At 41.4% G+C, this 13,270-nt stretch carries 11 protein-coding genes; 8 read left to right on the forward strand and 3 right to left on the reverse strand.

The window, feature by feature from the left end; translation table 11 throughout:
- The first annotated feature begins 58 nt into the window (after nucleotides 1–58).
- From I6F40_RS08000 to I6F40_RS08025, 6 genes are all read left to right on the forward strand, one after another.
- Nucleotides 59–1,477 carry a YcjX family protein gene (locus I6F40_RS08000; protein WP_197192729.1) on the forward strand — a complete coding sequence of 473 codons (1,419 nt, stop codon included), beginning with the start codon at nucleotides 59–61 and terminating at the stop codon, nucleotides 1,475–1,477.
- Nucleotides 1,474–2,499 carry a TIGR01620 family protein gene (locus tag I6F40_RS08005; protein WP_197192730.1) on the forward strand — a complete coding sequence of 342 codons (1,026 nt, stop codon included), beginning with the start codon at nucleotides 1,474–1,476 and terminating at the stop codon, nucleotides 2,497–2,499. Before I6F40_RS08000 ends, I6F40_RS08005 begins: the two co-directional genes overlap by 4 nt.
- Nucleotides 2,500–2,960: 461 nt before the next feature.
- Nucleotides 2,961–4,142, forward strand: coding sequence for a methionine gamma-lyase (megL, locus tag I6F40_RS08010; protein ID WP_007580969.1), 1,182 nt, complete (start codon nucleotides 2,961–2,963; stop codon nucleotides 4,140–4,142).
- A 237-nt stretch (nucleotides 4,143–4,379) separates the two neighbouring features.
- The gene (gene phhA, locus I6F40_RS08015; RefSeq protein ID WP_197192731.1) at nucleotides 4,380–5,177 is read left to right on the forward strand and encodes a phenylalanine 4-monooxygenase; all 798 of its coding nucleotides are present in this window, start codon (nucleotides 4,380–4,382) and stop codon (nucleotides 5,175–5,177) included.
- A 36-nt stretch (nucleotides 5,178–5,213) separates the two neighbouring features.
- Entirely contained in the window at nucleotides 5,214–5,558 is a 345-nt protein-coding gene (locus I6F40_RS08020; RefSeq protein WP_006793641.1) for a 4a-hydroxytetrahydrobiopterin dehydratase, read from the forward strand.
- A 191-nt stretch (nucleotides 5,559–5,749) separates the two neighbouring features.
- Nucleotides 5,750–6,745, forward strand: coding sequence for a DUF2971 domain-containing protein (locus I6F40_RS08025; RefSeq protein ID WP_197192732.1), 996 nt, complete (start codon nucleotides 5,750–5,752; stop codon nucleotides 6,743–6,745).
- 110 nt (nucleotides 6,746–6,855) lie between these two features.
- Here I6F40_RS08025 and dapD read toward each other — a convergent pair whose 3' ends face one another.
- The 3 genes from dapD to map form a co-directional block, all read right to left on the reverse strand.
- Entirely contained in the window at nucleotides 6,856–7,683 is an 828-nt protein-coding gene (dapD, locus tag I6F40_RS08030) for a 2,3,4,5-tetrahydropyridine-2,6-dicarboxylate N-succinyltransferase (protein ID WP_197142634.1), read from the reverse strand.
- Between the two features lie 9 nt (nucleotides 7,684–7,692).
- Nucleotides 7,693–10,311, reverse strand: a complete 2,619-nt coding sequence (gene glnD / locus I6F40_RS08035; RefSeq protein ID WP_197192733.1) for a [protein-PII] uridylyltransferase — start codon at nucleotides 10,309–10,311, stop codon at nucleotides 7,693–7,695.
- Nucleotides 10,312–10,377: 66 nt separating this feature from the next.
- Nucleotides 10,378–11,163 carry a type I methionyl aminopeptidase gene (map, locus tag I6F40_RS08040; protein WP_007580976.1) on the reverse strand — a complete coding sequence of 262 codons (786 nt, stop codon included), beginning with the start codon at nucleotides 11,161–11,163 and terminating at the stop codon, nucleotides 10,378–10,380.
- A gap of 271 nt (nucleotides 11,164–11,434) precedes the next feature.
- Between map and rpsB the strand changes: the two genes are divergently transcribed.
- Together rpsB and tsf are read left to right on the forward strand one after the other, a co-directional pair.
- The gene (gene rpsB / locus I6F40_RS08045) at nucleotides 11,435–12,163 is read left to right on the forward strand and encodes a 30S ribosomal protein S2 (RefSeq protein WP_007580978.1); all 729 of its coding nucleotides are present in this window, start codon (nucleotides 11,435–11,437) and stop codon (nucleotides 12,161–12,163) included.
- A gap of 103 nt (nucleotides 12,164–12,266) precedes the next feature.
- Nucleotides 12,267–13,118, forward strand: a complete 852-nt coding sequence (gene tsf / locus I6F40_RS08050) for a translation elongation factor Ts (RefSeq protein WP_007580981.1) — start codon at nucleotides 12,267–12,269, stop codon at nucleotides 13,116–13,118.
- The last annotated feature ends 152 nt before the right edge of the window (nucleotides 13,119–13,270 follow it).

Here is a 13,270-nt window from a genome sequence, read left to right on the forward strand (position 1 = left end):
TTAATAGCACCTTATTTGCAGCGTGATAAATTACGGCAAATTAGGTGCAAGACACTTTATGAGCCAATCATTTGCAAAAAAGACCTTTAAAAGCATTAAAGGCAAAGCACAAAAAGCCCTTCATCGCAGTTTAGACCAACACGTAAAGCTTGCCGTAACTGGCCTAAGTGGTAGTGGTAAAACAGCCTTTATTACCGCGCTTGTTAAACACTTAACAACCCAAGCGGACGATAAAAACTTACCTTTTTTTGATGTAATGCGCGAGCACCGCCATGTGGCCACTAAAGTTGTGCCGCAAGAGGCGTTAAAAGTTCCTACGTTTAATTATACGCGCGCGCTAAATTCATTATTACCAAGCGATGGGATGCCTACATGGCCTGCATCAACCGAGCGTATTAATACTCTGCGCTTAGCAATAAAGTATCAAAGTAATGCAGGGCTGCGCGGCCACTTTTCCCCGCAATCAACGCTTTATTTAGATATTATTGACTACCCGGGTGAATGGCTCCTTGATTTACCTATGCTTGAGCAAAGCTATGCTCAATGGTGCGAGCAGCAATATCCGTTATTAACTCAGCCTTCGCGCGTAAACACATCAAGTGATTTTTTAATGGCCGTTGAGCAACTTGACTTAAACGCTCCCGTTGATGAAAACGCACTTGCCCATATTGCTCAGCTTTATCAAAGCATGTTAGTCGGGCTTAAAAAAGACACCAAACTTGCCATGTTGCAACCTGGGCGCATGCTTATGCCTGGCGACTTACAAGGCGCGCCATTGTTATTGTTTTTTCCGGTATCGGGTAAAGTAAATAGTGACGATGTTGTTGCGGGTTCTAATTTAGCGCATTTAATTAAGCGCTTTAACGCTTATATAAAAGAAGTTGTAAAACCATTTTATAATGAGCATTTTAGACACTTCGATCGCCAAATTGTACTTGTAGATGTACTTAGTGCGCTAAACGAAGGGCACGAAACACTCCAAGAGCAAAGCAGTGTAATAAACCAATTACTCGCACACTTTAACTATGGCGAGTCGGGCTTTTTTAAACGTTTATTTAAGCCCAACATAGACAAAATATTATTTGCAGCTAATAAGTCAGATCATATAAGTTCTAAGCACCATAAAGATTTAGCACTGCTACTTGATTCGCTCGTGCATGAGCAAAGTAATCATTTAAAGTTTGATGGTGTGCAAATAGAAACCATGGCAATGTCGTCAATTACAGCAACGCAACCGCGCCAAATTGCCGACAAAGGCCAAACGCTTGACTGTATTTACGGTAAACCATTACACGAGCCTGATTGGCTTACGTATTTACCGCCGCAACCTCCCACGCGGATGCTTAATAAAAATGAGTGGCCAGCACAGGGATTTGAGTTTTTATCGTTCTCTCCAATGCCGAGCCCCGATAAACAACTAAAACATATTCGATTAGATCATGTCATGCAGTACCTGCTAGGAGACAAATTAACATGAGTGAGTCAAACCAACCATTTCAAGCAGGGCGTCGTATAGATACGCAAAGCATAGAGCAAAACGAACCCGTTTTAGCACCTGCAAAAATTATTCGGCACGGACAAAGTGATTACGAAGAACTTGAAGATGAAGCACTAGAGCCAGAAATAGATCTAGAACCTGTATACAAAAAGTCAAAGTGGCAAACGCTCAAAGGTGTTTTTGCTATTAGTTTTATAGTGCTGGTGCTTTTAGAGTTTGCATACTCGTTATTATTTGCTTTCGAGCAATCAATTATTTTAGGCAGTGTTTATTTAACCGCGGTTGTAAGTGGTGTACTGCTAATAGGGCGCTTATTGTGGCGAGAGTACCGAATGCTGCGCAGTTTAAAGCGTAACCAATTGCACCGAGTTGAAGCCGACAGACTTTTAAACAGCGAGCAAGTAGGCGGTGCATTACCTTGGCTTGAAAAGCTTAATAAACACCAGGAGCTTGATAACTTTGAAACCTTCAAAAACCAAGTGGCGACGCATCACAGCGACAAAGAAATAATGACGCTGTACGCCAATAGTTTATTAATAACCCAAGACACCAAAGCTAAAAAGCTTATAAATCGGTTTGCGACTGAATCCGCACTGCTAGTTGCCCTAAGCCCACTTGCGCTGGTGGATATGATGGCTGTGCTTTGGCGCGGTACTAAGTTAATTGAACAAATTGGTAAAATTTATGGCATTGGTTTTGGCTACGCGAGCCGTATAAAGCTGTACCGTATGCTGATAAAACAAGTAATGTTTGTAGGCAGTGCTGAGCTTGTATCTGACCTTGCTGCAACAGCACTGAGTGCTGAGCTTTTAGGTAAGCTTTCGGGGCGGGCAGCGCAAGGGGTCAGCGCCGGTATTTTTACAGCGCGTATTGGTTACAAAGCAATGGAGCTTAGTCGCCCATTACCACGGCTTGAAAACAAACGCAGCTTACTAAAAGGCACTGTGCAAAGCATCGCAGGTAAAATTATGAGCCGTAAAAAAGCGGAACCAACACAATAAAATACGAGGGCGTGTTGATCTTTGATGGTTGAATTTGCAGCAGTGTGTTTGGTATTTAGGCAAGGCAGAGCCTATGTAGTGTGGTTATTCCCCATAAATGGGTGATAACGTAGCATTAATGCCAAACAGGCGCTGCCCAAAGGTTCTTCCTAGGGGCTATTTACTCTTTGTTGCCTATATGGATGTAGGTAAGGGGCGTGAGCAGGACGCGGAAGCTTTGCTCGGTTTTTACTTAGCCCACTAGGTTACAAACCTCGCGCCGCGATTTAATCGCCCCTAGATTGAACAAATTTCAATCCGCAAAGGTCAACACGCCCTGGTGGCAATATTTGTGTACAAACGTGCGCTGCACGGTTTTTACACAAATAGCCATCTGAGCATCCGGCATGCTTGCTGTTTGTAAGCGCATACGTTTTGATTGTTGAATCGCAAAAACATAATAATCAAAAAATGAGCCTACAATGAGCAAGCATCATATAAACACCCAGTGTATTCACGGACCACAAAAAGCAAACGACCCGCACGGCGCACTCACTTCTCCTTTGTATCAAACCTCTACCTTTCATTTTGAAAATGCCGCACAAGGTGCTGCGCGTTTTGCAGGCGACGAACCTGGCTATATTTATACGCGTTTAGGAAATCCTACAACCACAGAGCTTGAGCAAAAAGTTGCTCAACTAGAGAGTTGTGAAGCAGCTGCTGCAACCGCAACAGGTATGGGGGCCGTATCTGCCTCAGTACTGAGCTTTTTATCGCAGGGAGATCATCTTGTTGCCTCAAGTGCTTTGTATGGTTGTACCTTTGCGTTTTTCTCGCATATGTTGCCGCGCTGGGGAATCGAAGTCACTTTTGTTGATATGACCAACGAGGACGAACTACGCGCTGCCATCAAACCTAATTCAAAAATGATATTTGTAGAAACGCCAATCAACCCCACTATGGCGGTTATTGATTTGGCACTCATTGGCGCAGTTGCTAAAGAGCACAACTTAATTAGTGTGGTCGACAACACCTTTTTAACGCCGCTACTGCAATCGCCTAAAAAATACGGTATCGACATTATAATGCACAGTGCGACCAAGTACTTAAACGGCCACGGAGACGTAGTCGCCGGTATTGTATGTGGATCGCTTGAGCACATAACACACATTAAAATGACCGTATTAAAAGATATTGGTGCAACCATAAGCCCGCACGACGCATGGCTAATTAATCGAGGCCTAAAAACACTCGCTATTAGAATAGAGCGCCATTGTCAAAGCGCACAAACAATAGCCGAATATCTAGAAGCGCACCCACAAGTAAGCACCGTATATTACCCGGGGCTTAAATCGCACCCAGGTTATAAGTTTATTGGTAATCAAATGAAAGCCGCTGGTGGTGTTATTGCGTTTGAAATAAAAGGCACGCTACAAGATGGCGCACAATTTATTGATAGTATGAAACTTTGTACACTTGCAGTAAGCCTTGGCGACGCTGAAACACTGATTCAGCATCCTGCATCTATGACTCACTCGCCTTATACGCCAGAGGAGCGAGCCGCCGCTGGAATAAGTGATGGGCTGATCAGACTCTCGGTTGGGCTTGAAGATGTTAACGACATTATTAGTGATTTAAACCAAGCTTTTACTAAAATTGGTTAGGTGTAATTAATTATATACACATAAAAACAAGCTACAGGCCTTTATTTAAAGGTCTGTATTTTTAGTGTGCCACAGGTGTAATTTTAACTTTACGATTGGGGTGATCGCGCCAAATACTGATGTTAGCCTATCTATTAAACTTTTCTTCACTTTTGCATAGTATGGGGTCATTCGATATTCAATAGATTTGAGTATCACACTGACACCGATTTAGGGCACACACCCAAGAAGGTACTTATGGCTAAAGCAAGTAAATACACATCCAAAACACCAGACGAAAATGGTGTTATACATTGGAGTGATGAAGAAAATAAAATTTGGTCTGAGCTTGTAGCACGCCAACTTGCGTGCATTGAAGGCAAAGCCTGCAATGAGTACATGCAAGGGTTAAAAAAGATTAACCTGCCGCACGATCGTATTCCGCAGTTAAGCGAACTAAACGAAGTATTGCTAGTCACTACTGGGTGGCAAGTTGCGCCAGTACCTGCGCTTATCGACTTTGATGAGTTTTTTAGATTACTGGCAAACAAGCAGTTTCCGGTAGCTACATTTATTCGTAGCCGCGAAGAATTTGACTACCTACAAGAGCCAGATATTTTTCATGAAATATTCGGCCATTGCGCCATGCTAACTAACCCTGACTTTGCCGAGTTTACGCATAAGTACGGGCAATTAGGTTACGCAGCGCAGAAAAAAGACCGTGTATACCTTGCGCGTATATACTGGTTTACAGTCGAATTTGGCTTAATGCAAACCGAAGACGGTCTGCGTATTTACGGCGGTGGTATTTTATCAAGCCCAGGTGAAACTCAGTACGTATACTCAAACACGCCAGAAATTAGCCCAATGAATGTGCTTGATGTACTGCGTACGCCGTACCGTATTGATATTATGCAACCACAGTACTACACCATAAATTCGATTCATGATCTGTTTGATATATCGCAAATGGATATTATGACTTTGGTTGAGCGAGCTAAAGAGCTTGGCTTGCACGACCCAAAATTTCCACCAAAAGAAAAATTAGCCAGTTAAACATTAATGCTAAAAAGCTAAAAGTAAGGATTTAAAATGTCTTCATTAAGTGAACAAAAATGCGAAGCTTGCCACGTAGATGCACCAAAAGTATCTGACGAAGAGCTTGCGCAATTAATTACTAAAATCCCAGACTGGGTTCCAGAAGTACGCGACGGCATTATGCAGCTTGAGCGTGTTTATAAATTTAAAAACTTCAAACAAGCTATCGCGTTTACTAACAAAGTAGGCGACATGGCAGAAGACGAAGGTCATCACCCTGGTTTATTAACCGAGTGGGGCAAAGTAACGGTTACATGGTGGAGCCATTCAATTAAAGGCCTACACAAAAACGATTTTATTTGCGCAGCTAAAACTGACGACGTATTTAACGCGCTGTAAACCACACTATTGAGCGAACCAACAAAAGCACTTATTTTATAAGTGCTTTTTTAGTTTTGGGAGATTTTTTGGTAGGTTGGGTTGAGTGAAACGAAACCCAACGTTTTACACCTCATAATATTCAATTTTATTGTTTTCGCTTAAAGAGTTAGACTCAGAATAAATAAAATTAATTATTTAAGGCTTTAAATATGGAATATGTTTACCACTACACGTCTGCAGAGGGTCTGAAAGGGATTTTAGAGAGCAAAAGTTTATGGGCTACTAATACAGAGTATCTAAATGATTTTAGAGAAATTAAAGAAGGTATCGATACGATAAAACCGCTTAGAGAGGAATTTTCAGAATTTTCACAAGAAAAACTCGAAGAAATTTATGCTAAGCATAAGGGTATACCTTTAAAAGATATTAAAAATAAAATGCAAAATGCAGATATTGATAAGGTTAATAAGTTCTTAGCATCTTTTTGGGATGCTTTAGATGAAAATGAATTAAGTGATATTTATACAGTTTCATTCACAACAGAGCGAGACAGTTTAAATCACTGGCTTACTTACGGTTCAGAACAGACTTCATATTGTATAAAGTTTAATAAAGATAAACTCCACGATAACGAATACTTTATACGGCATAAATTTTTGATTGATTATGCCGATGTTGTTTATGAGCGAACAAAGGAAATGCTACATTTATTAATTGAAAAATGTCTTCCTGAAGTATTAGATTGCAGCCTGGATGAAAGTTTAGATAAAAACGAACTTAATAGAAAGCTGAGCAAACTCGTTATCGAAGCTTTTAATGATATTGCTTTTAAGGTTGCAAGTATAAAAAACAAAGCATTCATGTACGAAAAAGAATATCGCTTTATACTTTATTCACCAGGTTTTGTAGTGATAAATGATGAGCCAAAAGTAAATTACTTTGATTTTATAGAATGTTCTTATATCGATTTTGTAGAGCTTAAAAATGGGGAAAAAGAGTTTTTTCCTTTAAAGTATAGAACTTTAAAGTCCGGCATTATAGCCCCATATAGAGCGATACCTTTTCCTAAAAATTCAATTGAAGAAATTATAATAGGACCATCAGAAAATAATGAGTTGGCTGTTAAGGGCTTAGAGTCCCTTTTGAGTTCATTGAATTTTGATGTAGAAGTTTCCAGCACTCAAACTTCATTTAGAAGAATTTAAAAAAGCTCCAAACCAAAGGCTTAGAGCTTTTCTATATACAATTAAAGTTTAGCTAAAATACTTAACTTTAAAGTATCGTTGGGTTTCGTTTCACTCAACCCAACCGACTATTACTCATCAATTGAGCGTAGTAGGGCGTTGATGCCTACTTTTTCGCGTGTTTGCTTGTCTACTTTTTTCACGATAATTGCAGCGTACAGGCTGTGGGTGCCATCTTTTGACGGTAGTGCACCTGGTACAACTACTGCGCCTGCTGGTACGCGGCCGTAGTGAATTTCGCCAGTTTCGCGGTCATAAATACGCGTGCTTTGGCTGATGTAAACGCCCATTGAAATTACAGCGCCTTCTTCAACGATTACGCCTTCAACAATTTCAGAACGTGCGCCAATAAAACAGTTATCTTCAATAATAGTTGGGTTAGCTTGTAGAGGCTCTAAAACGCCGCCTATGCCAACGCCACCTGATAAATGTACGTTCTTACCAATTTGTGCACACGAGCCTACAGTCGCCCATGTATCAACCATGGTGCCGTCGTCAACGTATGCGCCAATGTTTACGTACGATGGCATAAGTACAACGTTTTTACCTACAAAGCTGCCTTTACGTGCTACTGCGTTTGGTACTACGCGCATACCGCCTTGCTGAAACTGCTCTGGGGTGTAGTCGCTAAATTTAAGCGGTACTTTGTCGTAAAACTGGTTTACGCCATCGTTCATTGGTTGGTTGTCGCGAATACGAAACGACAGTAACACTGCTTTTTTAAGCCACTGGTGTACAACCCATTCACCTGATATTTTTTCGGCAACGCGTGCTGCGCCACTATCAAGTAAATCAAGTGCGTCGATAATAGCTTGTTTTACGTCGTTTGATACTGTGCTTGGGCTAATGCTATCGCGGTTGTCCCATGCGTTTTCGATCATCGTTTTTAAATCTGACATGTGTGTCCTCTATTCTGTTTCGGCGTTGAATTTTTTACGTAATGCCTGATGAATTTTTGCTTGCTCTTCATCAGTCAGCGCTTGGTATTCGTTATTAGATACGACAAAGAAATCCTCTGCACGTTCACCTACCGTTGTAATACGGGCTGCGTGAATGTGTAGTAAATGCGCTTGGAAAACTTCGGCTATTTTGGTTAGTAAACCTTGTATATCGACGGCTTGAATTTCTATTAAACTACGGTCTTTGCGTGCATGTGGGCGCAACACAATTTTAGGTTTAATATTAAAATCTTTAAAGCGTTGAGAGCGGCTCTTTTTAAAGCGAATCTTTTTACGCGGATCGCTTAGTGCTTGCTCAAGCCCGCGTTTAATTGATTGCGCTCGACCACTTGCAATAGGGTCGCCACTTACTTCAAGTATTACAAAGCTAAACAAGACGTAGCCGTCTTTTGTGGTCAGTACTTGCGCGTGTTGTATTTGCGCTTTTTTAGAGCCAATAACACTTACTAATCGGGCAAACAGTGGGCCAGAGTAGGGGCTGTATACAAATACTTGTGTGCCACCATGCATAGCTTTGTTAGATACAACAACACTTGGCTGGCTTAAGTCTGTGCTACTTAATAAATGCTCACTTTGCCATGATATTTGCTGTTCGCTAAAGGCGGTAAAGTAGTTGGCTTTAAAGCGGCTCCAAATTAAATCAATTTTTTCCTCTTGATAACTCAGATTTATTAAGCGTTGTTTAGCTTGGTGCTTTTTATCGCGAATTTGGTCGCGTTGATCCATTGGGTTTTCGAGCCCTAGGCGCAAAGCGCGCTGCGTGTGTAAGTAGAGCTCACGCAGTAGGGTGTTTTTCCAATCGTTCCATAAGTTGTCGTTAGTTGCACGTATGTCGGCAACGGTTAAACAATATAAGTAGTCGAGTTGGCGCTCTGTTTTAACGCGTGTAGCGAAGTCTTTTATTACAGCCGGATCGTTAATGTCTTTACGCTGTGCGGTAACAGACATAAGTAAATGATTACTTACAAGCCATGCAACGAGCTTTGCATCCACCGATGAAAAACCATGTAATTTAGCAAATGCTATTGCGTCAACAGCGCCAAGTTCTGAGTGGTCGCCACCTCGGCCTTTAGCAATGTCGTGAAATATACCGGCTAAATAAAGTAGCTCTGGTTTGTCCATTCGAGTGACTATTTCACTGCAAATAGGAAACTCGCTAATGCCTGTTTTATCAAAATATTCGTAAATGTTTTTGATTAATTTGTGAGTGTGCTCATCTACGGTGTACGCGTGAAACAAATCGAACTGCATTTGCCCAAATATATTACGCCACTGCGGTAAGTAGGCGGCAAGCATGCCGTGCTTGTGCATGAGCGTAAATGCGCGGCCCATACCGTTAGGGTGTTTAACTAAGCGTAAAAAGGCTTCGCGACAGGCTGCGTAATCTTGCAAATCGCCCAATAAACGACGGCGCACTTGGCGAATAGTACGAATAGTACTTGGGTAAATATGCGTTATTGCTGGGTTATCGGCTATGTGCTCAAACAATACAAAGAGTTGGTCGCGTCTAAAAAATACCGACGGATCTTTTACGCGTATTTGATGACCTACTTGCTCAAAGTTTCTGTCGAGTTCTATTGCTGCCACAGCACTACTTTCGGGCATTATACTTTGTTCAAAGTATGAAAGTAGCATTTGGTTAAGTTCGCGCACGCGGCTCATTATTCTAAATAAGCGTTTCATCATACGCTCAACAGAGGCTTTACCGTCGCTACCAAAACCTAAAATTTCGGCGGCTTGCGGTTGATGATCAAACAATAAGCGGTTTTCAGCTCGACCTGCAGCTAAATGCAGTGCAAAGCGAATGTTCCATAGGTTTTCTAGACACTCAGAAAGCTCTTGAAACTCTTCGTGAGTTAAGTAGCCGTGGCTTATTAACTCTTGCAGGGTTTCGGTTCTAAAATGCTTTTTTGCCACCCAAATAATGGTTTGTAAGTCGCGCAAACCACCGGGGTTTTCTTTAATGTTTGGCTCAAGATTATACGCGGTGCCGTGGCACTTTCTGTGGCGTAAGTTTTGTTCTTGAACTTTGGCAGTAAAAAATTCACCTGAGCGCCATACTGGCGTTTCAAGAATATGCATTTTGAGTTTTTCAAACTCAATGTGGTTACCAAAAATAAGGCGGCTTTCGAGCAAGCTGGTGGCAAAAGTAACGTCTTCACGTTTTTGCTCAATGGCTTGTTCTATTGTACGCACGCTGTGGCCAATCTCTAAGTTGAGATCCCATAGCATGGTGACAAACTGGCCTATTTTTTCGCATATTTCTTCGCTTGGCGGTTTAGTTACAAGCAATAAAAAGTCGATGTCGGAGTAGGGATGTAGCTCACCACGTCCGTATCCGCCTACCGCTATTAATGCTAAATCAGGTTCGCGCGCTAAGTCGTATACATGAAAAAGCTTAATGAGTAGGCGGTCAATAAACTCAGCCCGGGCATTAATTAAATTCCCAACCGGTTGTTTAGAAAATTCGTTATGTAACCATTTATAAAAATAGCTAGAACAATCGCGATAATCACTAAGTTGCTCTGCATCGCTAAGCAACTTTTTTACTTTGTTGGGTAATGCCACGTGGGCTGGCTCCTTGTTGAACCTTTCACACGGATAAGAATTTTCTTATCAAGTGTTTTGGTTTTATTAGTGTTCTATGATCCGCTCGATAGTATCATCTGATCGTAGCGTTAAAATTTCAACACCATTTTCAGTCACTAATAAAGTATGTTCCCACTGTGCAGACAAACTACGGTCGCGTGTTACTACTGTCCAATCATCTTTAAGAAGCTTACATTGGCGTTTACCCGCATTAACCATAGGTTCAATAGTTAAACACATACCTGCTTTTAAGGCTTCGCCAGTACCGGCTTTACCGTAATGCATTATTTGTGGTTCTTCATGAAATCCTGCGCCGATACCGTGGCCGCAATATTCACGTACAATTGAGTAGTTAAAGCTCTCTGCATATTTTTGAATTGCTGAGCCAATATCACCCAAGCGCACACCTGGTTTTACCATTTTAATAGCAAGGTATAAGCTTTCTTGTGTTACTTCTGCAAGACGCTTAGCTTGAATGTTTGGTGTACCAACGTGGAACATTTTAGATGTGTCGCCGTGGTAACCATCTTTAATGACAGTTACGTCGATATTTACACTGTCGCCTTCTTTTAATGCTTTGTCATTTGGAATTCCGTGACAAATAACATGATTAACTGACGTACAAACTGATTTTGGAAAGCCATGATAATTTAACGGAGCAGGGATTGCTTGTTGCACATTAACAATATAATCATGACAAAGTGTATTTAGCTCATCGGTGGTAACACCTGGCACTACATGAGGGCCGATCATTTCAAGTACATCGGCCGCTAAGCGCCCAGCTACGCGCATTTTCTCTATTTCTTCAGGGGTCTTGATAATAGCGCTCATTGAGGCTCCAAAGTTGAGTTTTTAACATTTATCGCCGAACAAATTTTGCACGCGACGTTGAGTATTTAATTTTAATATGGTATAAAGCGCGCCGTCTTTTTACAAATAAATTCTTAAATGATTTTTTGTATTTAAGGCAAACACAATTTTATTTTAACACACACACGTATCGTCACATACACTTGGGTGCATTTGAAGTTTAATTACTTCGGTGTTGGTGCTATGGGATATGTGGAGGCCTAACCCTAAACAACTATAGAGGATCTATAAAATGGCAAACGTTTCAATGCGCGATATGCTTCAAGCTGGTGTTCACTTTGGTCACCAAGCACGTTACTGGAACCCTAAGATGAAGCCTTTCATCTTCGGCACACGTAACCGTGTACATATCATCAACCTTGAGCAAACTGTACCAATGTTCAACGACGCACTTAAGTTTTTATCAAGTGCTGCAGCAAACAAAGGTAAAGTTCTTTTCGTTGGTACTAAGCGCGCAGCAAGCGACGCAGTTAAATCAGCTGCTTTAGAAAGCGACCAGTTCTTCGTAAATCACCGTTGGTTAGGTGGTATGTTGACTAACTGGAAAACTGTACGTCAATCAATCAAGCGTCTTAAAGACCTTGAAGCACAAAGCCAAGACGGAACTTTCGAGAAGTTAACTAAGAAAGAAACGTTAACGCTTAACCGCGAAATGGAAAAGCTTGAAAAGAGCCTTGGTGGTATCAAAAACATGGGCGGTCTTCCAGACGCGCTTTTCGTTATCGATGCTGACCACGAGCACATTGCTATCCGTGAAGCAAACAACCTAGGTATTCCAGTTGTTGCAATCGTAGATACTAACTCTAACCCAGACGGTGTTGATTACATCGTACCTGGTAACGATGATGCTATCCGTGCTGTAAGCCTTTACACTAGCGCTGTTGCAGCTGCTATTACTGAAGGTCGCGAGAATAACATCGTTGCTCAAGCTGAGAAAGACGATTTCGTTGAAGCTGAGTAATTAGCTGTCATCAAGTCTTCATCTTTTTAAGGTGAAGACTTGCTATTCTTGTCGAGCGGGTAACCCGCTTATCTAACCTGATTTCAGATTTGAGGATTTACTAATGGCTGTAACTACTGCCCTAGTTAAAGAATTACGCGAGCGCACAGGCGCTGGCATGATGGATTGTAAAAAAGCGTTAACTGAGACTGATGGCGACATCGAGTTAGCGATTGAAAACATGCGTAAAAGTGGCGCTGCTAAAGCTGCTAAAAAAGCAGGTAACATTGCTGCTGAAGGTACTATCATCATCAAGCAAAACGCGGGTGTTGCAGTACTAGTAGAAGTTAACTGTCAAACAGATTTCGTTGCAAAAGACGTAAGCTTCTTAGCATTTGCTAACAAAGTTGCTGACGCTGCAATTGCTGACACTATCTCTATCGAAGACTTACAAGCTAAGTTTGAAGAAGACCGTGTTGAGCTAGTTACTAAAATTGGCGAAAACATCAATGTACGTCGTTTACAGTACGTAACTGGTGAAAACCTAGTTGAGTACCGTCATGGCGATCGTATCGGTGTTGTTGTTGCGGGTGTTGCTGATGAAGAAACACTTAAGCACGTTGCAATGCACGTTGCTGCATCTAGCCCTGAATACTTAACACCTTCAGATGTACCAGCCGATGTTGTTGCTAAAGAAAAGCAAGTACAAATCGAAATCGCGATGAATGAAGGCAAGCCTGCTGAAATCGCTGAGAAGATGGTTGTTGGCCGCATGAAAAAATTCACTGGTGAGGTTTCTCTTACTGGTCAAGCTTTCATCATGGAGCCTAAGAAAACTGTTGGCGATATTCTTAAAGAGAAAAACGCAACAGTTACTAGCTTCGTACGTGTAGAAGTTGGTGAAGGTATCGAGAAGAAAGAAGAAGATTTTGCTGCTGAAGTTGCTGCTCAAATTGCTGCTGCTAAAGCTAAGTAAGATTACTATTTGTGAAGGATAATGAAATTAGATGCAATTAAAGTACTATTTGGTTTTGCTTCGCAGCTAGAAATTCTTTAAAATAACCGCGCTTTTATGTTTAACATAAGCGCGGTTATTTTTTATCCATAATTCAATAAAAGTTGGCCCCA

Origin of the sequence: Pseudoalteromonas sp. SWXJ133 (assembly GCF_015864365.1) — a bacterium.
Taxonomy (GTDB): domain Bacteria; phylum Pseudomonadota; class Gammaproteobacteria; order Enterobacterales; family Alteromonadaceae; genus Pseudoalteromonas; species Pseudoalteromonas arctica.